The sequence below is a fragment of the Streptomyces sp. NPDC107654 genome, assembly GCF_055639035.1.
In genome coordinates this window covers 246064-270569 of the sequence record NZ_JBVKBI010000002.1, presented here as the reverse complement: position 1 = coordinate 270569, position 24506 = coordinate 246064, and the positions used below count along the sequence as shown (strand labels likewise).

The following is a 24506-nucleotide window of genomic DNA, read 5'->3' as shown; positions in this document are numbered from 1 at the left end:
CCTTGCCCCCTGTCACCGGTACTCCGAAAGTCTGCGGCCGATGCCGGCGACGGCGCCGGCCGCGCCCAGCACCGCGAGGACGGCGACGCCCACCGGCAGCCCGGTCATGGCGTCCCGTCCGTCACCGGCGGCCTGCCGGAACTCGGCCTGCTCGTGGTCGATGGCCCGGGCGAGACTGCGGTCGACGCCGTCGAAGCACTCGGCGGTCGCTCCCTCGGCGCCGATCACCTTGTCCAGCGCCTGCTGGTAGTTGCCGTTCTCGTCCTCGCTGCGGGCGGCGGTGTGACGCTGCTTCCACACCGCCATGTCGCCCTCGGCCGCCTTGACCGGTGCGGTACCCCCCTGGTCGTCGGCGAGCCGCGCCGCCTCGGTGAGGCCCTTGCCGAGCACGGCGATGTCCTTGTCGAAGGCGTGGTAGTAGGCGTCGTACGGCTTCCCGTCCACCGTGACGGTCTCCGCGCCGCGCGCCACCAGGCTCAGGTTCTCGTTGCCGCGCGCCTTCAGAGAGGCGATCCGGGCGTCGTGGAGGACGTTGAGCGAGCGGATCCCGTGCTCGTAGGAGCCGTCGAGGCCGGAGCGGGCGACCGCGTGGCCCACGACCAGCCAGAGCAGGGCGGCGGTGGTCGCTGCGGCGGCGGCGACCAGGCCGTGGTTGAGGACGCGGTTGGTGCGCCGGTACATGCGGCGCTGGGCCCAGCCGAGCGCGGCCAGGGCGAGCAGACCGAGCGCGATCGCCGCCCAGGGGTACGGCGTCGCGTTGCCGTAGTCGGCGTCGAGGCGTCCGTTCTCCGTCGTGTAGAGGTCCTCCGCCGCCGGGAGCATCTGCTTCTGCATCTTCTCGTTGGCGTACCGCAGATAGGCGCCGCCGACCGGATAGCCCTGCCGGTTGTACGTCCGGGCGCGCTCGATGAGGCCCTTGTACTCGGGCAGCAGCCGGTTCAGCCGGGTGATGGTGGCCTCGGCGGCGGAGCCCGGCTCGGCGTTGGCGGCGGCGGTGACGAGGCCCGCGGCGGCGGTCCGGATGTCCTTCTCGTACCGGTCCCTGGACTGCGCGTTCTCCTGGCCGCCGGCGAGGAACCCGCTGGAGGCGGCGGTGTTGGCGTCGGCCAGCGAACGGTAGAGGGCGGCCGCGCCGGAGCTGAGCGGCTGGCTGCGGTGCAGGACGTCGTCGGCGGCGGCCGAGCGGGCGCTGGTCTGCCAGGCGGTGACCACGCCGAACACGACGACCAGCAGCGCGAGCACCGCGCCGATGATCCGCAGCCGGCCCGGCTCGGTCGTCGCGGCGGCCCGCAGCCGCTCGGCGCCCTCGGCGAAGGCGGTCCGGCGCGCGGGCGGCACACCCGGACCGACGGCAGCCGGACGCCCGGGCTGTGCGGGGACGCCGGGGGCGGCGGGCACACCGGGGCCCGCCACCGGTGGTGCCGCGCTCTTCGGCGGGTGTGTCACTTGACCTCCCCCGTGGTCATCCGTTCGCCGCCAAGTATCGCCGCCGGCACCGGCATGCGCACCGGCCTTCACCCGATCTTGATCGGATCGCAGTGGGCCCCGGGCGCACGGCGCCCGACGCACCACCCCCCGCTGATGAACACGCCCGTCGGGACGGATCGGTTCCCGTTGTGCCGAGCCGGCGTCCGGAAGGCGGACAGCCCCGGACCGGCGCCTCACCGCGAGACCGGTGCCCCCCCGTGCCCCGGGTCAGCTGGGGCGTCGTACCGGTTCCCAGTGACTCCGCGCCCGCTCCTGCGCCCGTGTGCCCGAGCCCAGCCGGTCCAGGCCCAGCAGGACCGCGCCCAGCACGGGACTCGCCGTCACCACGCGGACGTCGGCCTTGGGGGCGCGGGCCGCCAGCAGGGTGCGGATGCCGTCGTCCAGCTGGGAGTGGCCCGCGGTGAGGACGCTGCCGCCGAGGAGCACCGGGACCTCCTCCGCCAGCAGCTCCAGGCGGGTCAGGGCGACCGTCGCCATCACCGTGACCTCCTCCGCGAGCCGGGCGACGATCGCCCGGGCCACCGGGTCGCCGTCCGCCGCCGTGGCGAACAGCACGGGTGTCAGCTCGTGCCGGCGGTCCTGGCCGACGTGCCCCAGGTGCAGCGCCTCGATGAGGGCGTACATGTCCGGCAGGCCGAAGTGCGCGGGGAGGGTGCGGGCCAGCGAGGTCGGCTCCCCGCGGCCGTCCTCCGCGCGGGCCGCGTGCCACAGCGCCTCCTCCGCCAGCCCCCAGCCGCCGCCCCAGTCACCGGAGATACGGCCGATGGCCGGGAAGCGGGCGGTGCGGCCGTCGGGGCGCATGCCCACGCAGTTGATGCCCGCCCCGCACACCACCGCCACTCCGCGCGGCTCGGCGACGCCCGCGCGCAGGATCGCGAAGGTGTCGTTGCGGACCTCCACCGACGCGCCCCACGCGCGCGCGTGCAGCGCGCTCGCCAACTGCTCCTCCTCCACCGGCAGGTCTGCGTTGGCCAGGCAGGCCGCGACGTGGCCGACGGAGGTGACCCCGGCGTCCGCGAACGCCCGGGTCACCGGCGCCGCCAGCGCGTCCAGCGCCGCGGCCACGCCCACCGCGGGCGGACGGAAGCCACCGCCGCGGGCCGTCGCCAGGACCTCGCCGGCGCCGGTGACCACGGCCACGTCGGTCTTGCTGTTGCCCGCGTCGATGGCGAGAACCGTCGCGGGCGCGGGTGCGGTCAGGCCCACGCGAGGTGCTCCCGGTTGTGCGCGACCAGCTGGTCGGTGAGGGTGTCGGCGTAGGCGTGCTGGCCGATCAGCGGGTGGGCGAGCAGCGCGCGGAAGACGCGGTCCCGGCCGCCGCGCAGCGCCGCCTCCAGGGCCAGCTCCTCGTACGCCGTCACGTTCGCGACCAGGCCCGAGAACAGCGGGTCCGGCTCGGGGACCGGCAGCGGGACCGGGCCCGCAGGGCCGACCGCCGCCTGCACCTCGATCACCGCGTCGTCCGGGAGGAAGGACAGCGTGCCCCGGTTGAGCGTGTTCACCACCTGGTACGGGCTGCCTCCCCCGCCCAGCAGGGCCGCCGCCAGGTCCACGGCCGCCTCCGAGTAGAAGGCGCCGCCCCGCTTGGCCAGCAGCGCCGGCTTCTCGTCCAGGGCCGGGTCGCCGTACATCGCCAGCAGCTGCCGTTCCATGGCGGCCACCTCGGAGGCGCGCGACGGCTTGGTGCGCAGTTCGCGTACGACCTCGTCGTGCGCGTAGTAGTAGCGCAGGTAGTAGGAGGGGACGACGCCCAGGCGGTCCAGCAGGGTGCGGGGGAGGCGGACGTCGTCGGCGATCGCCTCGCCGTGCTCGGCCAGGAGCTTCGGCAGGACGTTCTCGCCCTCCGGGCCGCCCAGCCGCACACCGGTTTCCCAGGTGAGGTGGTTGAGGCCCACATGGCCCAGATGCACATCCGCCGGTGCCACACCGAGGAGGGCCGCGAACTTCCGCTGGAAGCCGATCGCCACGTTGCACAGGCCCACCGCCCGGTGGCCCGCCTGGAGCAGGGCGCGGGTGACGATGCCGACCGGGTTGGTGAAGTCGATGATCCACGCGCGCGGGTTGCCACGGCGGACCCGTTCGGCGATGTCGAGCACGACCGGGACCGTGCGCAGCGCCTTCGCCAGACCGCCCGCGCCGGTGGTCTCCTGGCCGATGCAGCCGCACTCCAGCGGCCAGGTCTCGTCCTGCTCCCGGGCCGCCTGGCCGCCGACGCGGAGCTGGAGCAGCACGGCGTCGGCGCCGTCGACGCCCGCGTCCAGGTCGGACGTGGTGACGATCCGGCCGCCGTGGCCCTGCCGGGCGAAGATCCGGCGGGCCAGGCCGCCGACCAGCGCCAGACGCTCGGCGTCCGGGTCCACCAGGACCAGTTCCTCGACGGGCAGGGTGTCCCTGAGGCGCGCGAAGCCGTCGACGAGTTCGGGGGTGTAGGTCGAGCCTCCGCCGACCACGGTGAGTTTCATGTGTGGTTCAACCCTTCACTCCGGTGAGCGTGACGCCTTCGACGAATGCCTTCTGGGCGAAGAAGAACACGAGGATCACGGGGGTCATGACCAGCACGGTGGCGGCCATGGTGAGGTTCCAGTCGGTGTGGTGGGCGCCCTTGAAGGACTCCAGCCCGTAGGACAGGGTCCAGGCGCCGGGGTTCTCGGACGCGTAGATCTGCGGGCCGAAGTAGTCGTTCCAGGCGTAGAAGAACTGGAAGAGGGCCACGGCGGCGATGCCCGGCCGGGCCATCGGCAGGACGACCCGCAGCAGGGTCCTGAGGTCGCCGCAGCCGTCGACCTTCGCCGCGTCCAGGTACTCGTTCGGGATCGTCATCAGGAACTGGCGCAGCAGGAAGACGGAGAACGCGTCCCCGAACGCCATCGGGACGATCAGCGGCCACAGCGTGCCGGACAGGTCCAGCTGTTTCGCCCAGAAGAGGTACATCGGGATGACGACCACCTGCGGGGGCAGCATCATCATCGAGATCACCAGCATGAGGGACAGGTTGCGGCCCCGGAAGCGGAACTTGGCGAGCGCGTACGCCACCGGGACCGAGGAGACCACGGTCAGCACGGTGCCGAGCCCGGCGTAGAGCAGCGTGTTCCGCCACCAGGTGAGGAAGCCCGGGGTGTCGAGCACGCTTCTGTAGTTGCCCCACTCCCAGGTGTGCGGGATCAGGTCCCGGCTGAGGGCCTGGCTGTCGCTCATCAGCGAGGTCAGGAACACGAAGACGAAGGGGAGCGTGAAGAACAGCGCGGCTGCCACGCCCAGGGAGTGGACTGCCACCCACTCCAGAGATGCCTTGCGGCGGTTCATACGTCAGTCACCTGCCTGGATCAGGCCGCCCCTGCGCCGCATCAGCAGCGTGGTGAACGCCATCGACAGGGCGAACAGCACCAGCGCCACCACGCACGCCGAGCCGTAGTCGAAGCGCTGGAAGCCGAGGTTGTAGACGAGCTGGGGGAGGGTGAGCGTGGACTTGTCGGGGTAGCCGGGCTCGAACTGGGTGCCGGCGCCCTGGATCACTCCGGAGGCGACCTTCCCGGCCACCAGCGGCTGCGTGTAGTACTGCATGGTCTGGATCACGCCGGTGACGACGGCGAACATCACGATCGGCGAGATGTTCGGCAGGGTGACGTACCGGAAACGCTGCCAGGCCGAGGCGCCGTCCAGCTCCGCCGCCTCGTACTGCTCGGCCGGTACGTCGAGCAGCGCGGCCATGAAGACGACCATCAGGTCGCCGATGCCCCACAGCGCCAGCAGGGTCAGCGCCGGCTTGGACCACGCGGGGTCGTTGAACCAGCCCGGTGCCGGCAGCCCGGCCTTCTCCAGCAGGGAGTTCACCGGGCCGGTGCCCGGGTTGAGCAGGAACGCGAAGGCCATGGTCGCCGCGACCGGCGGGGCGAGGTACGGCAGGTAGAACAGGGTGCGGAAGACACCCGTGCCCGTCCTGATCCTGGTGATGAGCAGCCCGACGCCCAGCCCGAACACCACCCGCAGACTCACCATGATCACGACCAGCCACAGCGTGTTGCGCAGCGCGGGCCAGAACAGCGGGTAGTGCTGGAAGACGTACGTCCAGTTCTTCCCGCCGCTCCACTGCGGCGGCCGGAAGCCGTCGTAGTGCATGAAGGAGAAGTAGACGGTGGAGATCAGCGGATAGGCGAAGAAGACCGAGAAGCCGACGAGCCACGGCGACATGAAGGCGAGGGTGCGCAGCGCCGCGCGCCGGCGTTTCGACGCGAGGGTGACGGTGGCCATCACCGGGCCTGCGCGATGTCCGTGTCGATCTGCGCGGCCGTCTTCCGCAGCCCGGCCTTGAGGTCGGTGACCTTGCCGCTCTCGTAGTCGTAGCCGAACTGCTGGATCGTCACCAGGTACACCCCGCCGTTGACCGAGGCGGGAGTGGTGGTGGAGTGCGGGTTGGCGGCGATGTCCAGGAAGGTCTTGAAGCGCGGGTCGTACGTCAGCTTCGGGGACTTCAGCGCGGCGAGCGTGGAGGGCACGTTGTGGATGTCGTTGGCGAAGCCGACCACCGCGTCCGTGTCCGTGGTGATGTACCTGATGAACTCCCAGGCCGCGTTCGGCTTGCGGCTGGTGGCGGCGATGCCCGTGATGGTGCCGGTGATGTATCCCTTGCCGTACTGGTCGGCCTGGTCGTCCGGGACGGGCAGCGGGGCCACCCCGATGTCGAAGCCGGGTTTCGCGTCCTCGGCCATGCCGAGCCGCCACTCGCCGTCGAGCTGCATGGCGACCTGGCCGGTGTGGAAGGGGTGCTTGGGGCCCCACTCGTCGCCGAGGGTGGCGCGGAACCTCTCCAGCCGTGTGAAGCCGCCGAGTTCGTCCACCAGCTTCTTCTGGAGCGTGAAGCCCTCCTCGAACGCGGGGTCCTTGGCGAGGTTCGACTTGCCGTTCCTGTCGAAGTACGTCGGCGAGAACTGGCCGAGGTAGTGCTCGGTGGTGGATTCCCAGCCGTGGTAGTCCGGCATGAACCCGAGCTGCCGGTAGCCGTCGCCCTGGCGGACGGTCAGTTTCCTCGCGTCGGCCTCGAACTCCGACCAGGTCCTCGGGGGTCCGGCGATGCCCGCCTTCTTGAACGCCGTCTTGTTGTAGTAGAGCCCGTACGCGTCACCGAGCAGCGGAACGGCGCAGCGGTTGCCGTCGAACCGGGTGTACTCGTTCATCGGCTTCGGGAACGTCTTCTCCGGGTCGATCCCGGACTTCTCGAAGAACGGGTTGAGGTCGACCAGTGCGCCCGAGGAGCAGAACCTGCCCACGTTGTTGGTGGTGAACGACGAGATGACGTCCGGGGCCCGGTCGCCGCCGGCCCGCAGCGCCTGGTTGATCTTGTCGTCGGTCATGTTGCCGACGATGTTCACGTGGATGGTGGGGTGCGCGATCTCGAAGCCGGCGACCAGCGCTTCGACGGCCTTCACCTCGTTCGGCGCGCTCCAGGCGTGCCAGAAGGTGATCGTGGTGTCCTTCGAGGGGTCGTCGGTGGCGCCCGAGCCGGACTGGCCGGTGCAGGCGGTGGCGAGGAGGGCGAGGGAAGCGGTCAGGACACAAGCCGCTTTTCGGGCGGCCGAGGGTATGACCGGGGGCAGGGCGGTGGGCATGGCGAGGTCTCCCGGGGACAGGTGCCAGGGGCTGGTGCTACCGGTGTGGGGCGGGCTCAGCGCGAGGTGTCGAAGACCTCGTCGCGGGTGGCGGCGAGCGCGGACTCCAGCGCGCCGCGCAGCACGGGGTGTTCGTGGACGTCGCCGACGACCAGCCGGGGCCGGGCCGCGGCCAGCTCCTCCAGCTCGGCCTGGACGAGGGCGCGCAGCACCTCGCCGCCGGCTGTCAGCGCGGAGCCGCTGAGGACGACGAGTTCGGGGTCGAGGACGGAGACGAGCGAGGCCAGGCCGGTGGCCAGCCGGGTGGCGTAGGCCTGGAGCAGCTCCCGGTACGGGCCGCTCGCGTGGTCGGCGGCGCGGGCCACGAGTGCGGTGGCGGCTTCGGGGTACGGCCCCGACGGCACGTCCGGAACGCCGAGTTCCCGGGCCAGCTTCGGCAGCGTCTGGGAGCCGGCCAGCTCCTGGTAGCCGCCGCTGTTGGCCTTGGTGACCTGCCGGACCAGGGGGGCGCCCGGCACCGGCAGGAAGCCGACCTCGCCGGCGCCGCCGGTCCAGCCGCGGTGCAGCCGGCCGCCCAGGACCAGGGCGGCGCCGAGGCCCTCCTCGTTCCAGAGCAGCACGAAGTCCCCGTGGCCGCGGGCCGCGCCGAGCCGCTGTTCGGCGATGGCGACGAGGTTGACGTCGTTCTCGTACTCGACCGGCATCGGCAGGGCTGCCGCGAGGTCGTCGAGCAGCGCGGGGGAGTGCCAGCCGGGCAGGTGGGAGGCGTAGCGCAGCCGCCCGGTGGTGGGGTCGAAGGCACCGGGCGTGCCGATGACCAGCCGGTGCACGTCGGACCGGGCGAGCCCGGCCGCCTTGACGGCGCCGTCGAGGGCGTCGGTGACCTGCTGGACGACGGACCGCGCGGGGCGCCGGCCGGGGGTGGGCAGCTCGTGCTCGCCGACCGTGCGGCCGGTGATGTCGGCGACGGCGGCGCGGATGCGGTGCGGGGTGACGTCGATCCCGGCGGCGTAGGCGGCGGTCGGGTCGACCGCGTACAGCTGGGCGTTGGGGCCGGGACGTCCCTCGCTGGTGCCGGTGAGCCGGACCAGGCCGGCCGCCTCCAGGCGGGCCAGCAGCTGGGAGGCGGTGGGCTTGGACAGGCCGGTGAGCTTGCCGATCCGGGTGCGCGACAGCGGCCCGTGTTCCAGCAGCAGGTCCAGGGCGGCGCGGTCGTTCATGGCGCGCAGGACGCGCGGGGTGCCCGGCGTACCGGCGGTTCCTGCCATGGGGGTCGACACCTGCCTTTCCAGCCGCCCAGCTTTTCAGTGACCTGGGCATGGCGTCCAGTCTTGATCACCTGATGCCGGAGATCACTGTTAGGAAACTTTCCTATTGGGGTGGGAGGAACGTAAGCCCAGGACGAAGGGGGCGTCAATAGGTCTTCGCGGCCGTGGTGGCCGTACCGGCGAAGACGAAGCGGTCCGGCTGGCGCCGAGCGGCCTCCGACGGTGTGTCACGAGTGCGCAACGGCGGTGGTTTTCGCTGGTCACAGCGCTTACCTTCGGGCGACGCGCGAGACTGGGGGCGACGAAGGAGCGCCTGGGCTACGACACCGGGGACCTGATGGCACCCGGCGAGGACACCGCCCACCATCCCCGGCACCCCGAGCGCTTGGACTCCGGCGGCGGCCGCTTCGTCACCGCGGAGGCCGTGAAGGCCGTGGACGCCAGCTTCGCCGTGAACTGCCCGGACGGCACGCACTACGGCAGCGTCACGACCTGGCTGAACGCCCACCAGGGCGCGTTCCTGGCCTGCGGCGTCAGCCCCGGCGAGGAGGCGTGGCTCCGCGAGGCCTACCGGCTGGCCTGCGGGCCGGTCAGTCGGTGAGGAACGGGGTGGTGTCGAGGGTGGGGTAGGGCGCCGGGAGAGGGAGAGGGTCGCCGAGGGTGACCTTGGTGTCGGTCCTGTAGTAGGCCTCGGTGGGGTCGTCGCCGGGGAGGACGGGGTCCGTGTAGCAGTGGGCCGTTTTCGAGTGGCGGTCGATGAGGACGTAGAGGGGAATGCCGACAGCTGCGTAGGTGCGGAACTTGGGGCCGGTGTCGGTCTCGTGGTTGGTGGAGGTGATTTCACCGACCATGGCGAGCATGTCGATGGGGTACCAGCCCTTGTTCGCCTTGCGGTACGACTCGTCGAGCTCCGTCGGCCTGCGACGGCGGACGTAGAAGTCCGGAATGACCAGGGCCATGGTTCTGCCGTCCCTGGGCGGCGCGGTACCCGTTGCCGAAGCCCACGAGCTCGATTCCGGCTGACCGGAACTGGTAGAACAGCTCCCCGGCACCGTGGTTGTGGTCGTCGCTCGCTTGCGGCGGCACCATTGCGGTCCCCTCGACGTACTCCGGTCGAATCGGCATCGGCGACGCCTTTTCGAACGTGCTCAACAGGTCGATGGGGTCCACCTGCGTCATGACCGGCTCCATGATCGGTTCGGCGCTCGCTTCTCCTCGTCACGCTGATGCCAGGCTATGCCCACGCCGGGCGCCCCGGCAGAACGATGGGGCACCCCGTGCGCGCCGCGATGCCCCACCTGTTCACGCGAACGTGTGTGCCGAACCGTTCCGCCGCCGCGCCTACTTCGCCGGCGGAGCCGAGCGCTGTGCGGTGATCGGGGAGGCCGCCGCCGTCTGCGGAGAGTCCGCGTTGGAGTAGGCCGAGGGGGCCGCGACCGTGGCGGTCGGGTCGGGGGCGTCCTCCTGGTCCTCGACGGCCGTCGCGCCGCCCACGATGCGGATGCTCGCCGCGTCGAACGCCCGCTTGATCCGCCAGCGCAGTTCCCGCTCCACGGTGACCGACTTGCCGGGCATGGTCTTGGCCGAGACGCGGACCACCATGGAGTCGATCAGCACCGAGTCCAGACCGAGCACCTCGACCGGACCCCACAGCAGTTCGTGCCAGGGCTCTTCCTTGCTCATCTTCTCGGCGACCTCGTCCAGCGTGGCCCTGACCCGGTCCAGGTCCTCGCTCGCCTTCACGGTCACGTCGACCCCGGCCGTCGCCCAGCCCTGGGACAGGTTGCCGATCCGCTTGACCTCGCCGTTGCGGACGTACCAGATCTCCCCGCCGTCGCCGCGCAGCTTGGTCACGCGCAGCCCGACCTCGATCACCTCGCCGGTCGCCACACCCGCGTCGATCACGTCCCCGACGCCGTACTGGTCCTCCAGGATCATGAACACGCCCGACAGGAAGTCCGTGACCAGGTTCCGCGCGCCGAAACCGATCGCCACACCCGCGACACCGGCCGAGGCCAGCAGCGGCGCCAGGTTGATCTTGAAGGTGCCCAGCACCATCAGCGCGGCCGTGCCGAGGATCAGGAAGCTCGCCACCGACCGCAGCACCGAACCGATCGCCGCCGCCCGCTGCCGCCGCCGCTCGGCGTTGACCAGCAGCCCGCCCAGCGCACCGCCGTCCACGGCCTGCGCGGTGCGGTTCATCCGGTCGATCAGCTTGGTGATCGCCCGCCGCACCACCGCGCGCAGCGCCACCGCCACGACCACGATCAGCAGGATCTGCAGCCCCATCGCGAGCCACGTCGACCAGTTCTGCTCGACCCAGCTCGCCGCGTTCGTCGCGCTCTCCTGGGCGTCCTGGAGCGTCGGCACGGCCGGGGCCGTGGAGCCCGACGGCGACGGGGACGGGGACGGGGATGCCCCGGCGGCCAAGAGGGCGGCGGGCAGGGACGACACGGCAGGTACCTCCCAGGTGCTGCGCGGTCCGCACCGGCGGGCGGTCAAGGTCACGAAAAGGTCACCGGACGGACAGGACCACCACACTAACGGGGCATGGTGCGTGCCTCGGGCCGATCCGCACAGGAGGCGTGCAGGAGAGACACGGCTCACGCGGGCTTGAACAGGCCATGGTCGGGGGGATGTATCGGGTGTGGTCGAAAACACTCCCAGCCCGTTACCGGGACATGGTGGCGCGTTCACCAGGCATGAGGGGAGACTGACTGCAGATCGTCCCGGCGCGAGCCACGCGCCGCCGACGCCCAAGGAGGCACCCGTGCCGCATGTCCTGGTCCTCAACGCGTCGTACGAGCCGCTCGGCGTCGTACCGCTCCGCCGCGCGCTCGTCCTCGTCCTGGAGAACAAGGCAGTCTCCCTGGAGGAATCCGGCGCCTATATGCACAGCGCAACCGTCACCCTCCCCGCACCCAGCGTGGTCCGGCTCAAGCGATTCGTCCGGGTCCCCTACCGAGGGCCCGTCCCGCTCACCCGCCGTGCGCTCTTCGCCCGCGACGGGGGCCGGTGCATGTACTGCGGTGGCGTCGCAACCAGCGTCGACCACGTCATCCCGCGCAGTCGCGGGGGCAAGCACGTCTGGGACAACGTGGTGGCCTCGTGCCGCCGCTGCAACCACGTCAAGGCCGACCGCCACCTGGTGGAACTGGGCTGGCGGCTCCGCCACAAACCGGCTCCGCCCACGGGACTGGCCTGGCGGATCATCGGCACGGGACACCGCGACCCGCGCTGGTTGCCGTACTTGCAGCCCTACGGCGCGGACGATGCCCTGGCCCGGATCGACGGTATCTCTGCCTAGTCGAACCGGGCCCGTTGTGTCTCCGGGGCCTGCCCAGGGGTGTGTCCGGCGCGGTCGCGGCCGGCAGGCGCCTTACGGTGCCCTGCCCGGGGGCCGGTCAGCCGCGCGGTCCCTCCGGGCGTGCGCCGCGCACGGCGTACAGCCCGGCACCCAGCACGAACGCCGTCACCGCCGCCGCCCACGCGCCCGCCGCCGCGCCCGGCTGCACCGGCCACGCCCAGACCGTGGCCGCCCGGCCGCGCGCCGCGTGGGAGCCCAGGTAGACGGCGGTGACGTAGCCGAACGCCGGGAGCCAGCTCAGCCGGGCCCCCAGGAGTACGGCCGCCGCCGCCGTCAGCCCCGTACAGCCGAGGGTGTTGCGGAGCACGGCGGGCGGGCCGAAGGTCTCCGTGTGGCCGAGGACGGCCGGGGCCACCAGCAGGGCGGCCAGCGCGGTCAGGCCGGCCAGCTGCGCCAGCCGGCGCGGCCACCAGCGGCGTACGGCCGTGCGGTCCAGCTCGTCCGAGGGCGTGTACAGGCTCGCCCCGATCACCGCCGACGCCAGCAGCGGCGCCAGGGCGACGATCGGCACCCGGCGCTCCGGGTCGAGGTAGGCGTCCAGCCGCCCCGCCGCCCAGACCGCGAAGGCGGCCGTCCCGGCGAGCGCGGCCAGGGTGAGCGGCAGTGCCCGGGAGCGCGCGTACAGCAAGGGGCCGTGGGTCGTCGTCACAGTGAGGGGACCTCCTTCGGGTGGCAGCCCGCGCGGGCCGCGAAGTACGCCGACAGCCAGTCACGGCGCTGCCGCTCCGCCATTCCGGCCAGCCTGGCCCGGGCGGCCAGGAGCCTGCGCTCCTCGACGGGGCCGTCGCCGGGCACCAGCCCCTTCCTCTGCAGGCTGTTCGGTGCGAGGTAGGACTCGACCGCGTCCTCGGCCCACACAACGCGCTCGGTCGTCGCGGATTCGGGGCAGTCGCCGTTCTCCAGCGCGACGACGGCCTCCCACGCGAACTGCTCCGGATCGGTCAGCCGCCCCCGCACGGCCGACCAGCCCAGCGGCGTGATGCCCGGCAGCCGGGCCTCGTCGGCGCGCAGCGCGCCGTCGTGGTCCGCCCAGCGCGCCGGCAGGTTCCGCACCCCCTCCAGCTTCCCCGTGACCCCCGACAGGGCCCGACTGACCTGCGGGAGCATCCCGGTGTACCGGGCGTTGACGCAGACCGCCGGAGCCACGGAGGTGTCGCACACCTGGCGGCGGGCGAGCGGATCGGTGTGCCACACACCGTCCCCGGTCTGCACCAGCAGCGCGCCCGCGGCCAGCGCGGCGGCCAGCGGCCACAGGGCCGTCACCCGGCGCCGGGCCGCGTACGCCAGCACGGCGGCGCACGCCAGTCCGCCCGTCCACACCGCCATCGCCCACGGCTGCCACCACACCGGCAGCTGCCCCATCCCGAGGGTCGCGGCCGGACTGAGCGTGCGGCCCACGCCCTGGCCGTCGATCGACAGGACGCCGAGCCCCACGTACCCGGCCATCGCCAGCAGCGGGGCCGCCAGCCGGGTGGGCACGGTCCGGCCCAGCACATGCCCGGCCAGCGCGCCCGCCACCAGGGCGACCGTGTCACCCGGGAGCAGGGTCGGGTGCGGGTGGTCGCCCTGGGCGTAGGGCCAGGTGGCGAGCAACGCCAGGGCCGCCGTGACCAGGTAGCCGGCGGCCACCCAGAGCGCCACCGGCAGCGCCGACACGAACAGACGGACCAGCGGCGGACGTACGGTCGTACGCCACAACTCCTCGGTGCTGCGCCGCCGCTCCCGGCCGCCCTGCCAGCAGCCCGCCGCCGCGGCCAGCGGAAGGGTGATCAGCATGGCCGTGTGCGTCTCGGTGGCGGTCTCCGCCCACCCGCCCTGCCAGCGGTCCGCCGTGCCGGCGAGCATCGCGCCGAACGACAGCAGCACCGCGGCCCCGGCCCAGGGCGCGAAGCCGCGGACGGCCTCGGCGCGCAACGGGTGCGGCGCCCGCGCGGGCGCCGCCGTGCGGTCGGCGGGATCCATGGTGTCCGTGGGACGCGCGGCGAGGGTCATCGGACCGCCTCCCGCGCACCCGGCGCGCGGTGGGCGCGCAGCGCCGCCGTGTACCCGCGCTCGATCGGGTGGTCACCCGGGCCGCCGGACGTCTCGCCGAGCAGCGACAGCGCCTCCGGCGTCCCCCGGTACGCGATCCGGCCCCCGTCCAGCAGGGTCACCTCCGTACAGGCGGCGGCCACGTCCTCCACCAGGTGGGTGGAGACCACCACGGTCGACGAGGTGCCCAGCTCGCGCAGCAGCTCACGGAACTCCACCCGCTGCTCCGGGTCCAGACCGGCGGTCGGCTCGTCCAGCAGCAGTACGGCGGGGTCGTTGACGATCGCCTGCGCGATCCCGACCCGGCGGACCATGCCGCCGGACAGGGTCCGCACCTTGGCGTCGACACGGTCCGCGAGCCCCACCCGGGCCACCGCCCGTTCCACGGCCGCCGGCACCCGCGCGGCCGGCACCTCCTTCAGCCAGGCCACGTACGCCACGAACTCCCGCACGGTGAAACCCGGGTAGTAGCCGAACTCCTGCGGCAGATAGCCCAGCCGGCGCCGCACCCCGGCCAGGGCGCGGTGGCCGGCGGTGTCCTCGCCGAGCAGCTCCACCCGCCCGGAGTCCGGCCGCGCCACCGTGGCCAGCACCCGGATGAGCGAGGTCTTCCCCGCCCCGTTCGGCCCCAGCAGCCCGTGCACACCGGTGCCGAGCGCCAGGTCGAGCGAGTCGAGGGCAAGCGTCTTGCGGTGCCGGACCCGCAGGCCGGACACGCGTATGGAACTCATGGGCTCTCCAGGAGAAGAGGGAGGGGAGGAATGGGGGCCGGGGTGAGGTGATCGGGGGAAGAGGAAGAGCGGGGCCGGCGCCGTGGCCGGTCGTGGTCGTACCCGCTGTTCCAGGGCCCGGCCCGGTCCGGTCCCCGGGGCGTGGTCCGCGCGCCGTCAGGGGCGCGACGGGCGGTCGTACGCCGGGCGGCGCAGCGCCAGCAGGGCCGCGCTCAGGACGGCCGCCGCCGCCCACGCGGCCTGCGTCGCGGTGCCGTCCAGGCAGCGGGAGAGCTGCTCGGACAGCCGTGCGGTCGCCGCCGCGCCCGGCGCCACCGCCACCGGTGACAGCACGGCGCACAGCCAGCCGCCCCCCGTCACCCCGGCCGCGACCCGGCACCCCACGAAGGAGGCCAGGGCCAGCGAGGCCAGGGCCAGCGTCAGCCCCGGCAGCAGCCAGGCCGCCGCGGCCGGCGCGCCCGAGGCGGGAAGCAGCAGCCCGGTCAGCGTCAGCAGCGGCACGCACACCGCGAGCACGGCGACCGTACGGGTGAGCGCGAGCCGCAGCCCGCCGTTCGGAGTGGCCGCCGCCACCTCGTGCAGGGGGTCCGCGTGCGGGCCGTAGGACAGGGCGACCCCGGCGACCGGCACCACCGGCGCCACGGCCAGCAGCAGCGCCCGCGCTCCTGCGAACCCCGCCACGTAGGAGAGGGCCAGCGCGGCGACGGCCACGACCAGCACCGCCGGCAGCCACGCCCCGCGCACGGCGGGCCCCGCGGCCCACAGCAGCCGGGCGAGCCGGGACAGCGCGGGCCGTCCGGCAGGGGCGGGGAACACGACCGGCGCGGGGGGCCCGGCAGGTGCGTGGGAGGGGGCGGGAGCGTGGGACGCGGCAGGTGTGTGGGACGCGGTCGGTGGGTGGGAGGCGGCAGGCGCCGGGGACACGGTCGGTGTCGGCGCCGACTCCAGCACTGCCGCCCGCACCTGCGCGAGCACCGCCCCCGCCGCCGTACCGCGCACCGCGGCCGACACCCGGGACGCGCACCCCGCGCAGTCCTCCACGTGCTTCTCCAGTGACCACGCGTCCGGTTCCGGCAGGTCGCCCCCGGCGTAGCGGGCGGCCAGGTCGTCGGAGACGTGCCAGGGCCGTCGTTCGCGCTGTGTCATGCCGTGCCTCCCAGCGGGGACGGGTGCAACCGGTCGAGTGCCTCCCGCAGTTCGGCGCGGGCACGCCGGGCCCGGGACTTGACCGTGCCCTCCGGGATGCCGAGCAGCCGGGCCGCCTCCCGCGTGCTCAGCCCGTCGATGACCGTCGCCCGCAGCACCTCCCGCAGCTCCGGGGAGATCCGGTCGAGCGCGGTGCCGACATCGCCGTACTCGAGCCCCGCCAGCACCCGGTCCTCGGCGGACGGCGCGGCGGCGGACTCGTACCGTCCGGGGGACCCGGGCTCCGGCAGCGGTCCCGCGACCCGCACGGCCCGCTCCTGCACCCGCCGCGCGTCGACCAGCCGGCGCGCGGCGATCGTCCACAGCCAGCCGCCGGCCTCCTGCCCGCGGTGCCCGGCCGCCGACCGCCACACCGTGACGAACGTGTCCTGCAGCACCTCCCGCACCAGCTCCGGGTCGGCGCACCGCCGGGACAGCCGCGCGTGCAGCCACCCGGCGTGCCGGTCGTACAGGTCGGCCATCGCCGCCGCGTCCCCCTGTGCGACGGCCCGCAGCAGGGCGGCGTCCGCGCCGCTCCCGTCGTCCGTCTCCCGCTGGCCCCCCATGGGGCGGAACAGTCTCACACCCCCTCTATCGATCACCGGACCGGCGCCGGATCACCCCGGCGCCGGTTTTTGCCGGGCGTGGCGCGGGGCTCACGGGGTAGGCCTGCCGTAACCCCACCCGTCCGAAGCCGTAGCACCCCCACACCGACAAGGAGGCCCCCGTGGCCGCACCGGCTCGACTCTCCATCCCGGCCCAGTCCCAGTGGAAACCCGTGGCGGAGCCGTCCGCCGACACCGACCAGGCGGCGCTGTGCGTGTTCAGCGCCGAGAGCGCCTGCGCCCAGGCACCGCTGACCAGCGAGCCGCCGCTGCCCGAGGCCGCCCCCCTGACCAGTGAACCCCCGCTCGCCGAGGCCGCCCCGCTGACCAGCGAGTCCGAGCCGGTCCCGGACTTCTACGCGCCGGGGCTGTAGATGGCCGCGGTGCCCGACGAGCACTCAGCGGAGGACCTCGCCCGGCTCGCCGAGCTGCACGGCGTCGCCACCTCCTACCGCCCCGCCCCGGACCGTACCGTCCAGGTCCCCGCCTCCGCCGTGACCGCCGCCCTGGCCGCCCTCGGCGTCGACGCCACCGGCCCGGACGCCGTCCGCACCGCCCTCGCCGCCCGCGAACGCGAACTGCGCGAGCGCCTGCTGCCACCGACGGTGGTCCAGTGGTCCTCCGCGGATCCGGCCGCCGCCCCCACCGTCCCCGCCGCCCTCACCGCCCTGCCCGTCGGCACCCGGCTCCGGGTCGAGACCGAGGACGGGGAGGAACGGGTCGCGGAGGTACGGGCCGGGGTCGCGGAGGAACGGCCCGGGAAGGAACGGGCCGGGAAGGAACCGGTCGGGGAGGAACCGGTCGGGGAGGCGGGGGCCCTGATCGCGGACCTCCCGCTCGGCGTCCACCGGCTGACCGCCACCGCACCCGACGGGCGCACCGGAGAGGCCTGGCTCGTCGTCGCCCCGGACCGGCTGCCCGCCCCGCCCGGCCGCTCCTACGGCCTCCTCGTCCAGCTGTACTCCCTCCTCTCCCGCCGCTCCTGGGGCATGGGCGACCTCGGCGACCTCGCCGAACTGGCCGGCTGGGCCGGACGCACCGCGGGCGCCGGGTTCATCCAGGTCAACCCGCTGCACGCGGCCGTACCCGGCGCCCCCACCGACCCCTCCCCGTACCGCCCCTCCTCCCGCCGCTTCCCCGACCCCGTCCACCTGCGGATCGAGGACATCCCCGAGTTCGCCTACGCCGACGACCGCGAGCGGCTGGGCGCGCTGCTGGAACGGGCCGGGCGGCTGCGCGCCGCCGTCCTGGACAAGGGCGCGCTCATCGACCGGGACGCGGTCTGGGAACTGAAGCGGGAGGCACTGGAGCAGGTCCTCGCCGTCCCCCTCGGCCCCGGCCGCCAGGCCGCCTACGACGCCTTCCGTGCCGCCCACGGCCAGGCCCTGGACGACCACGCCACCTGGTGCGCCCTCGCCGAACTCCACGGCTCCGACTGGCACCGCTGGCCGGACGGCCTGCGCGACCCCCGCTCGGCCGCCACCGCGCGCGCCAGGTCCGGCCTCGCCGACCGCGTGGAGTTCCACGCCCGCCTCGCCTGGCTCACCGACGGACAGCTCCGGGCCGCCCAGCGCGCCGCCCGCGAGGCCGGCATGCCCATCGGGATCGTGCACGACCTCGCCGTCGGCGTGCACCCGGCCGGCGCCGACGCCTGGGCCCAGCAGGACGTGTTCGCCGCCGGCACGTCCGTCGGCGCCCCGCCCGACGCCTTCAACGCCCGCGGCCAGGACTGGGGCCTGCCGCCCTGGCGCCCCGACCGGCTCGCCGCCACCGGCCACGCCCCCTACCGCGACCTCCTGCGCGCCCTCTTCCGCTATGCCGGCGCCCTGCGCATCGACCACGTCATGGGCCTGTTCCGGCTCTGGTGGGTACCCCAGGGCAGCCCGCCCACCGACGGCACCTACGTCCACTACGACGCCGAGGCCATGCTCGCCCTCCTGGCCCTGGAGGCGACCCGCGCCGGGGCCGTCGTGATCGGCGAGGACCTCGGCACCGTGGAGCCCGGTGTGCGCGAGACGCTCCAGCGGCGCGGGCTGCTCGGCACCTCCGTCCTCTGGTTCGAACGGGACTGGGAGGGCGACGGCCGCCCCCTGCCGCCCGAACACTGGCGCGCCGACTGCCTGGCCACCGCCACCACCCACGACCTGCCGCCCACCGCCGCCCGGCTCACCGGCGATCACGTCGACCTGCGCGACCGCCTCGGCCTGCTCACCCGATCGGCCGCCGAGGAACGCGCCGAGGCCACCGCCGACGCCGCCGAGTGGCTCGCCCTGCTCGGCAGCCTCGGTCTGCTGGACAGCCCGGCGGCCGGACCGCCCGGCTCCGACGAGGAGGAGGAGATCCGCGCCGTCCACCGCTTCCTGCTGCGCACCCCCGCCCGGCTGATCGGCGTCTGGCTCCCGGACGGCCTGGGCGACCGCCGTCCGCAGAACCTGCCGGGCACCTGGGACCAGTACCCGAACTGGCGCCTGCCCGTCGCCGACTCCGACGGCCGGCCCGTGCCGCTGGAGGAACTGGTCGCCTCACCGCGGCTACGGGCCCTGCTGGACGTACTCCGGCCGCCCGGCACCGGGCCGACGGCCCCACGCTGACCCGACGCCCAAGCTCCCGGGGCGGCCTTGTTGGGCACCCCGGGCGCGCGGCCCCGACACCGGTTCGCTAACTTGATTTCCGTGGACAAGAAGAACGCCCTGCGCGCCGGCGCCCTGGCCGCCGGTACGACGCTGATGATGCTGCTCATGTCGTCCCCCGCGCTCGCGCTGACCCGCGACGACGGCGACGACCCCGGCAAGGGCCTGAGCGTCATCGAGACGCTGGGCCTCTACGTCATTCTCCCGGTCGTGCTGTTCCTGGTCATCGCCGGACTGGTGATGGTCCTCGACCGCTCCCAGGCCAGGAAGGACACCACCTCGTCCAACATCAACATCAAGCCCGAGGCCCGCGCCAAGGCCTGACCGGCCCCTGGGCCCGACGGTCCGTCGGCCCCACGGTCTCCTCGCCGGGGCGTCGCTCACCCTCCCGCCGGTACGTCCACGCGTCGTACCCCGCAGGGGTGACCGACGCCCCGGTTTTTTGGGCTGTGCCCGTCGACGGCGCCGGCGGCTCAGGGGTCCGGTGCCGGCTCAGGGGTTCGGTGCCGTCAGATAGCGCTGGACGGTCGGCCCCAGCCACGCCAGCAGTTCCTCGCGGGGCAGTTCCCGGGCCGGTGTCAGGCGCAGTACGTAGCGGGTGAGGGCCAGGCCGAGCAGCTGGGCGGCGCACAGCGCGGCCCGCGCGGGGACCTGCTCGGGGTCCGGGCACACCTGCCGGGCCACAGGCAGCAGCTGCTCCCGGAAGACGCCGTGCATCCGCTCGGCCCCCGCCTGGCTGCCGGCGCCGACCCGGAGCACGGCGGTCAGCTCCTCGTTCTCCTCCCACAGATCGAGGAAGTGGCCCACCAGCGTGCGGCCCACCTCGCCGCGGGGGACCCCTGTCAGGTCCGGCAGCCGCAGATCGAGCGCGACGGCCGTGGCGAACAGCCCCTCCTTGCTGCCGAAGTACCGCATGACCATGGACGGGTCGATCCGCGCGTCCTTGGCGATGGCCCGGATGGTGGCCCGCTCGTACCCGTCGGCGGCGAAGCGTTCGCGGGCGGCGGTGAGGATGGCGGTACGGGTGGCGTCGGAGCGGCGTGCTGGCATGCCAACAAGCGTAGGCCCACGGGCGTTGGCCCCACAAGCGTGCCTGAGAGGGGTAGCGGCCAGGGGTGACTTGGCGGACGACATGACGCCGCCGTGGGCCTCCGGACGTAGGCCCACACCTGTTTGCCAACAGGTGTTGACACGCCCCTCCACCCCGCCCTACCGTTGCCAACAAGCGTTGACCAACATGTGTTGACCAACATGTGTCGACCAACATCAGTTGACCAACGGGCGTTGGCACCCCAGGAGGCCACCATGAACGGCACCACCGGAACCACCGGCACCGCCCGTCACACCGCCGGCCGCACCACCCCCACGCACCGCGTCCTGATCGTCGGCTCCGGCCCCACCGGTCTCCTCCTCGCGGGTGACCTCGCCACCGCCGGCATCCCTGTCACCGTCCTGGAGAAGCGCCCGCAGAAGATCAGCAACCTCTCCCGCGCCTTCGTCCTGCACGCCCGCACCCTCGAACAGCTCGACGCCCGCGGCCTCGCCGACGGCCTGGAGTCGGCCGGCCAGCCCCTCGACCGGCTCCGCCTGTTCGGCCGGCTCAGCCTCGACCTGTCCCGCCTGCCCTCCCGCTACCGCCACCTCCTGGTCCTGCCGCAGTACGAGGTCGAGAAGGCGCTGGAGCGGCGGGCGGTCGAGGCGGGGGCGGAGTTCCGGTACGAGACCGAGCTGACCGGGCTCGGCCAGGACGCGGACGGGGTGACGGTCGAGGTCCGGGGGCCGGAAGGCCGGACGGAGTCGCTGCGGGCCGCGTACGTCGTCGGCGCCGACGGCATGCGCAGTGCCGTGCGGCAGGCGATCGGGCTGCCCTTCCCGGGCCGGTCGGTGATCCGGTCCGTCGTGCTCGCCGACGTCCGGCTCGCGGAGGAGCCGCCGACGGTGCTCACCGTCAACGCGGTCGGTGACGCCTTCGCCTTCCTCGCGCCCTTCGGTGACGGCTACTACCGGGTGATCGGCTGGCACCGGGGCCACGACGTCCCGGACGACGAGCCGCTGGACCTCGCCGAGATCAAGGAGATCACCCGTCTCGCCCTCGGCCGGGACTACGGCATGCACGACGCCCGCTGGATGTCCCGCTTCCACAGCGACGAGCGCCAGGCGCCGGCCTACCGGGTCGGCCGGGTCTTCCTCGCCGGGGACGCCGCGCACGTGCACACCCCGGCCGGCGGCCAGGGCATGAACACCGGGCTCCAGGACGCCGCCAACCTGAGCTGGAAGCTCGCCGCGGTGGCCGGCGGGCACGCGGATCCCGGGCTGCTCGACACCTACCAGGCCGAGCGGCACCCCGTCGGACGGGCGGTGCTGCGCAGCAGCGGCGGGATCGTCCGCCTCGCCATGGCCAAGCGGCCCTGGACGCTGGCGGCGCGTGCGGCACTCACCGCGTTCCTCGACCGGGTCGGCCCCGCGCGGCGCAAGGCCGTCGGCCAGATCACCGGCATCGGCCTCCGCTACCCCGCCCCGCGCGGCGCCCACCGCCTCACCGGCACCCGTGTCCCCGACGTCGCCCTCGCGGACGGCGGCCGGCTCCACGAGGCGCTGCGCGGCGGACGGTTCGTGCTGATCACCCCGGAGCCGTACGAGGCGGGAGCCGGCCGCGCGGACCGGCTGGCCGTGGCCCGCTGGGCGAGCGGCCGCCGTACGACCGTGCTGGTGCGCCCCGACGGATACGCGGCCTGGGCCGCCGACTCGGCCACCCCCGCGGAGACCGAGGAGGCTCTCGCCCGCCACCTCGGCGCGGTCGGCGTCACGCGTGACGTGGTCGGCTGAACCCCGTGACGGCTACTCGGCCGTCGCGTCCAGCAGTTTCCGCAGCAGGCCGGCCAGGTGGCCGGCCTCTTCGGCGTCCAGGGCGGACAGGGCGGCGCCCTCCGCCGCCAGGCCGGCGCCCACCGCCTCGTCGATCAGCCGCAGCCCCTCCTCGGTGAGGGTCACCTTCAGGCCGCGCCGGTCGTGCGGGTCGGGGGAGCGGCGCAGCAGGCCGGCGCGCTCCAGCTTGTCGAGCCGGCCGGTCATCCCGCCGGTGGTGAGCATGAGGGTGGCCGACAGTTCGCGGGGCGAGAGGGTGTACGGCTCGCCGGAGCGGCGCAGGGTGGCCAGGACGTCGAACTCGCCGCGCGAGATGCCGTAGGACTTGTACGCCCGCTCCATCCGGTCGCCCATCGCGCGTGAGAGCCGGAAGATCCGGCCGAACACCTCCATCGCCCGGGTGTCCAGGTCCGGCCGCACCCGGCCCCACTGCTCGATGATCGCGTCCACGGCGTCCGCCGGCTGTTGCTGCATGCGGAGAAGTATCGGTCTCCGTCCGCTCGACCGCAAGAAAGTCACTTGCAAATAAGTAGCTTAGCACTAAGCTACTTACCGCTGACCCACTCGGCCTCACCGAAAACGCCTCAGTGGAAGGGGCCCGCCATGACCACCACCCGCACGGCCGGCGGCAACACCACCGCCGTCATAGCCGTCACCGCCCTCGCCCCCGTCTCCTGGGGCACCACCTACGCCGTCACCACCGAGTTCCTGCCGCCGGACCGGCCCCTGTTCACGGCCCTGATGCGCGCCCTTCCCGCCGGACTGCTGCTGCTCGCCCTCACCCGGGTGCTGCCGCGCGGGGTGTGGTGGGCCAAGGCGGCGGTGCTCGGGGTGCTGAACATCGGGGCGTTCTTCCCGCTGCTGTTCGTCGCGGCGTACCGGCTGCCCGGCGGGATGGCCGCGGTCGTCGGCTCGGTCGGGCCGCTGTTCGTCGTCGGGCTCTCCGCGCTGCTGCTCGGCCGGCGGCCCGAGCCGCGCACGCTGCTCACCGGGCTGGCGGCGGCGTTCGGAGTCAGTCTCGTCGTGCTGAAGGGGGCCGGCGCGCTCGATCTCGTCGGCGTCCTCGCGGCCCTCGCCTCCACCGGTGCCATGGCCACCGGCACCGTGCTGACCAAGCGCTGGGGCCGGCCGGAGGGCGTCGGCCCACTGACGCTCACCGGCTGGCAGCTCACCGCGGGCGGCCTGCTCATCGCGCCGGTCGCCCTCCTGGTGGAGGGTGCCCCGCCGGCCCTCGACGGCCGTGCCGTCGGCGGCTACCTCTACCTCGCCCTGGCCAACACGGCCGTCGCCTACTGGCTCTGGTTCCGCGGGATCGGACGGCTCACCGCCACCCAGGCCGGTTTCCTCGGCCCGCTCTCCCCCCTGACCGCGGCGGTCGTCGGCTGGGCCGCCCTCGGACAGGCGCTCACCGCCGTGCAGGTGGCGGGCATGGCGCTGGCGTTCGGGGCGACGCTGGCCGGGCAGCTCGGCGGGGAGCGGAAGTCGCGACCGTTCAGCTCAACTGAAAAGAACGATCGGGAAGATTCGATGGACCTGACAGTTCCGGCGCTGCGACGGTAGAGGCGCCTCGGCCGGCGCAGCCCCACCGGCCGACGACCCCAGCCGACGAAGACGCCCCGGAAGGCCCCCCTGTGACCGCAGCCGCGCACCAGACCCCCGCTGCCCCCGCCGCGACCGTGCCCCACTCACCGGCCCGCCCCGCCCCCCGGCCAGGGGAGCGGCGGGCCGCCGCCCCGTTCCTCGGTCTGGTCTGTGCCGCGCTCGCCACGGTCGTCTGGTCCGGCAGCTTCGTCACCTCGCGCGGGCTGCACGACAGCGTCCCGCCCGTCCAGCACGCCTTCTGGCGCTGGGTGATCGCACTGGTCGCCGTCGCTCCCTTCGGCGCCCGGCAGGCCTGGCGGCAACGGCACCTGTTCCGCCGGCACGCCCGGTACGTCCTCCTCGCCTCGTTCCTCGGCGTGGCCGTGTACAACACCCTCGTCAACCAGGCCGGTCTGACCACCCCGGCCGCCACCATGGGCATGATCATGGCGGCCTCGCCCGTGCTCATGGCGGTGCTGGAGCGGCTGGGCGGCGTACGGCTGGGGGCGCGCCGTACCGCCGGGCTGCTGCCGGCCTGCGCGGGCGTGGCCCTGCTCCTCGGCGGAGACGCGGACTTCACGGCCGGCGGGCTGTGGATGCTCGCCGCCGCCTGCTGCTTCGCCGGCTACAGCGCGCTGCTGCGCCGCCGGCCGGCCGAACTCGGCGGCAGCGCCTTCCTGTTCACCACGTTCCTCGCCGGCACCGTCCTGCTGCTGCCCGCGCAGGCCGTCAGCCTCGCCGTGCAGGGCGGCTTCCACCCCGCCCCCGGTACGGTCCTGCCCCTCCTCTACGTCGGCGTGGCCTCCTCCGCGCTCGCCTTCTTCGCCTGGAACAAGGCCGTCGCCCTGATCGGCGCCACCCGCGCCGGCATCGTCTACCACCTCCAGCCGGTGTGCGTGGCCCTGCTGTCCTGGGCGCTGCTCGGCGAGCACACGGGATGGCCGCATCTGCTCTGCCTGGCGCTGATCCTGGCCGGGGTCGTGCTGGGCGCGGGCTCCCGTCACTGACGGCGTCCGCGAGGCCGTGCCCCGCCGTCCGCGAGGCCGTGCTCCGGCGTCCGTCAGGCCGTGCTCCGCCGTCCGCGAGGCCGTGCTCCGCCGTCCGCGAGGCCGTGCTCCGGCGTCCGTCAGGCCGTGCCCCGGCGTCCGCCAG

General features: G+C 73.9%; 24 protein-coding genes. 8 read left to right on the top strand and 16 right to left on the bottom strand.

The window, feature by feature from the left end; translation table 11 throughout:
- Positions 1-12 precede the first annotated feature (12 nt).
- The 7 genes from ACZ7N4_RS04305 to ACZ7N4_RS04275 all read right to left on the bottom strand — a co-directional run bounded on the left by ACZ7N4_RS04305 (position 13) and on the right by ACZ7N4_RS04275 (position 8359).
- On the bottom strand, positions 13-1446 hold the full coding sequence (locus ACZ7N4_RS04305; RefSeq protein ID WP_471353583.1) for a hypothetical protein: 1434 nt from the start codon (positions 1444-1446) through the stop codon (positions 13-15).
- Positions 1447-1695: 249 nt separating this feature from the next.
- On the bottom strand, positions 1696-2694 hold the full coding sequence (locus tag ACZ7N4_RS04300) for an N-acetylglucosamine kinase (RefSeq protein WP_471353581.1): 999 nt from the start codon (positions 2692-2694) through the stop codon (positions 1696-1698).
- The gene (locus ACZ7N4_RS04295) at positions 2685-3950 is read right to left on the bottom strand and encodes a 6-phospho-beta-glucosidase (RefSeq protein ID WP_471353579.1); all 1266 of its coding nucleotides are present in this window, start codon (positions 3948-3950) and stop codon (positions 2685-2687) included. Before ACZ7N4_RS04295 ends, ACZ7N4_RS04300 begins: the two co-directional genes overlap by 10 nt.
- Before the next feature lie 7 nt (positions 3951-3957).
- Positions 3958-4791 (bottom strand): carbohydrate ABC transporter permease, encoded by an 834-nt coding sequence (locus ACZ7N4_RS04290; RefSeq protein WP_471353576.1) that lies wholly within the window; start codon positions 4789-4791, stop codon positions 3958-3960.
- A 3-nt stretch (positions 4792-4794) separates the two neighbouring features.
- Positions 4795-5736 (bottom strand): carbohydrate ABC transporter permease, encoded by a 942-nt coding sequence (locus ACZ7N4_RS04285; protein ID WP_471353573.1) that lies wholly within the window; start codon positions 5734-5736, stop codon positions 4795-4797.
- Complete coding sequence (locus ACZ7N4_RS04280; RefSeq protein WP_471353571.1) at positions 5736-7091, bottom strand: ABC transporter substrate-binding protein; 1356 nt, start codon at positions 7089-7091, stop codon at positions 5736-5738. Before ACZ7N4_RS04280 ends, ACZ7N4_RS04285 begins: the two co-directional genes overlap by 1 nt.
- A gap of 56 nt (positions 7092-7147) precedes the next feature.
- A complete protein-coding gene (locus tag ACZ7N4_RS04275) occupies positions 7148-8359 on the bottom strand; it encodes an ROK family transcriptional regulator (RefSeq protein WP_471353570.1) in 1212 nt (403 codons plus the stop codon).
- A 337-nt stretch (positions 8360-8696) separates the two neighbouring features.
- On the opposite strand from ACZ7N4_RS04275, the gene ACZ7N4_RS04270 reads away from it, so the two are divergent.
- The gene (locus ACZ7N4_RS04270; RefSeq protein WP_471353568.1) at positions 8697-8960 is read left to right on the top strand and encodes a hypothetical protein; all 264 of its coding nucleotides are present in this window, start codon (positions 8697-8699) and stop codon (positions 8958-8960) included.
- Here ACZ7N4_RS04270 and ACZ7N4_RS04265 read toward each other — a convergent pair.
- Together ACZ7N4_RS04265 and ACZ7N4_RS04260 are read right to left on the bottom strand one after the other, a co-directional pair.
- A complete protein-coding gene (locus tag ACZ7N4_RS04265) occupies positions 8950-9318 on the bottom strand; it encodes a Uma2 family endonuclease (RefSeq protein WP_471353566.1) in 369 nt (122 codons plus the stop codon). The two genes, ACZ7N4_RS04270 and ACZ7N4_RS04265, sit on opposite strands and share 11 nt — an antisense overlap.
- A 382-nt stretch (positions 9319-9700) precedes the next feature.
- Complete coding sequence (locus ACZ7N4_RS04260) at positions 9701-10813, bottom strand: mechanosensitive ion channel family protein (protein WP_471353564.1); 1113 nt, start codon at positions 10811-10813, stop codon at positions 9701-9703.
- Between the two features lie 316 nt (positions 10814-11129).
- Between ACZ7N4_RS04260 and ACZ7N4_RS04255 the strand changes: the two genes are divergently transcribed.
- On the top strand, positions 11130-11666 hold the full coding sequence (locus ACZ7N4_RS04255; RefSeq protein WP_014672759.1) for an HNH endonuclease: 537 nt from the start codon (positions 11130-11132) through the stop codon (positions 11664-11666).
- A 97-nt stretch (positions 11667-11763) separates the two neighbouring features.
- On the opposite strand, the gene ACZ7N4_RS04250 is transcribed toward ACZ7N4_RS04255, so the two are convergent.
- The 5 genes from ACZ7N4_RS04250 to ACZ7N4_RS04230 form a co-directional block, all read right to left on the bottom strand.
- On the bottom strand, positions 11764-12375 hold the full coding sequence (locus ACZ7N4_RS04250) for a hypothetical protein (RefSeq protein ID WP_471353561.1): 612 nt from the start codon (positions 12373-12375) through the stop codon (positions 11764-11766).
- The gene (locus ACZ7N4_RS04245; protein WP_471353559.1) at positions 12372-13718 is read right to left on the bottom strand and encodes a hypothetical protein; all 1347 of its coding nucleotides are present in this window, start codon (positions 13716-13718) and stop codon (positions 12372-12374) included. Before ACZ7N4_RS04245 ends, ACZ7N4_RS04250 begins: the two co-directional genes overlap by 4 nt.
- A complete protein-coding gene (locus tag ACZ7N4_RS04240) occupies positions 13715-14488 on the bottom strand; it encodes an ABC transporter ATP-binding protein (protein WP_471353557.1) in 774 nt (257 codons plus the stop codon). The genes ACZ7N4_RS04245 and ACZ7N4_RS04240 overlap by 4 nt, the downstream gene beginning before the upstream one ends.
- A 156-nt stretch (positions 14489-14644) precedes the next feature.
- Positions 14645-15634 (bottom strand): cupin domain-containing protein, encoded by a 990-nt coding sequence (locus ACZ7N4_RS04235; RefSeq protein WP_471353555.1) that lies wholly within the window; start codon positions 15632-15634, stop codon positions 14645-14647.
- Positions 15631-16239 carry an RNA polymerase sigma factor gene (locus tag ACZ7N4_RS04230; protein ID WP_471353553.1) on the bottom strand — a complete coding sequence of 203 codons (609 nt, stop codon included), beginning with the start codon at positions 16237-16239 and terminating at the stop codon, positions 15631-15633. Before ACZ7N4_RS04230 ends, ACZ7N4_RS04235 begins: the two co-directional genes overlap by 4 nt.
- Positions 16240-16400: 161 nt before the next feature.
- Between ACZ7N4_RS04230 and ACZ7N4_RS04225 the strand changes: the two genes are divergently transcribed.
- The 3 genes from ACZ7N4_RS04225 (at position 16401) to ACZ7N4_RS04215 (ending at position 19232) form a co-directional block, all read left to right on the top strand.
- Positions 16401-16652 (top strand): hypothetical protein, encoded by a 252-nt coding sequence (locus ACZ7N4_RS04225; RefSeq protein WP_471353551.1) that lies wholly within the window; start codon positions 16401-16403, stop codon positions 16650-16652.
- Positions 16653-18869 carry a 4-alpha-glucanotransferase gene (gene malQ, locus ACZ7N4_RS04220; RefSeq protein ID WP_471353550.1) on the top strand — a complete coding sequence of 739 codons (2217 nt, stop codon included), beginning with the start codon at positions 16653-16655 and terminating at the stop codon, positions 18867-18869. It begins immediately after the preceding gene.
- An 81-nt stretch (positions 18870-18950) separates the two neighbouring features.
- Complete coding sequence (locus tag ACZ7N4_RS04215; RefSeq protein WP_471353548.1) at positions 18951-19232, top strand: hypothetical protein; 282 nt, start codon at positions 18951-18953, stop codon at positions 19230-19232.
- A gap of 168 nt (positions 19233-19400) precedes the next feature.
- On the opposite strand, the gene ACZ7N4_RS04210 is transcribed toward ACZ7N4_RS04215, so the two are convergent.
- Positions 19401-19958 (bottom strand): TetR/AcrR family transcriptional regulator, encoded by a 558-nt coding sequence (locus tag ACZ7N4_RS04210; protein ID WP_471353545.1) that lies wholly within the window; start codon positions 19956-19958, stop codon positions 19401-19403.
- A gap of 255 nt (positions 19959-20213) precedes the next feature.
- Here ACZ7N4_RS04210 and ACZ7N4_RS04205 point away from each other — a divergent pair, with 255 nt between their 5' ends.
- Entirely contained in the window at positions 20214-21734 is a 1521-nt protein-coding gene (locus ACZ7N4_RS04205) for an FAD-dependent monooxygenase (protein WP_471353543.1), read from the top strand.
- A gap of 12 nt (positions 21735-21746) precedes the next feature.
- On the opposite strand, the gene ACZ7N4_RS04200 is transcribed toward ACZ7N4_RS04205, so the two are convergent.
- Complete coding sequence (locus tag ACZ7N4_RS04200; RefSeq protein ID WP_471353541.1) at positions 21747-22247, bottom strand: MarR family winged helix-turn-helix transcriptional regulator; 501 nt, start codon at positions 22245-22247, stop codon at positions 21747-21749.
- A 129-nt stretch (positions 22248-22376) separates the two neighbouring features.
- On the opposite strand from ACZ7N4_RS04200, the gene ACZ7N4_RS04195 reads away from it, so the two are divergent.
- Complete coding sequence (locus ACZ7N4_RS04195) at positions 22377-23333, top strand: EamA family transporter (protein ID WP_471353539.1); 957 nt, start codon at positions 22377-22379, stop codon at positions 23331-23333.
- A gap of 71 nt (positions 23334-23404) precedes the next feature.
- Positions 23405-24361 carry a DMT family transporter gene (locus tag ACZ7N4_RS04190; RefSeq protein WP_471353536.1) on the top strand — a complete coding sequence of 319 codons (957 nt, stop codon included), beginning with the start codon at positions 23405-23407 and terminating at the stop codon, positions 24359-24361.
- The last annotated feature ends 145 nt before the right edge of the window (positions 24362-24506 follow it).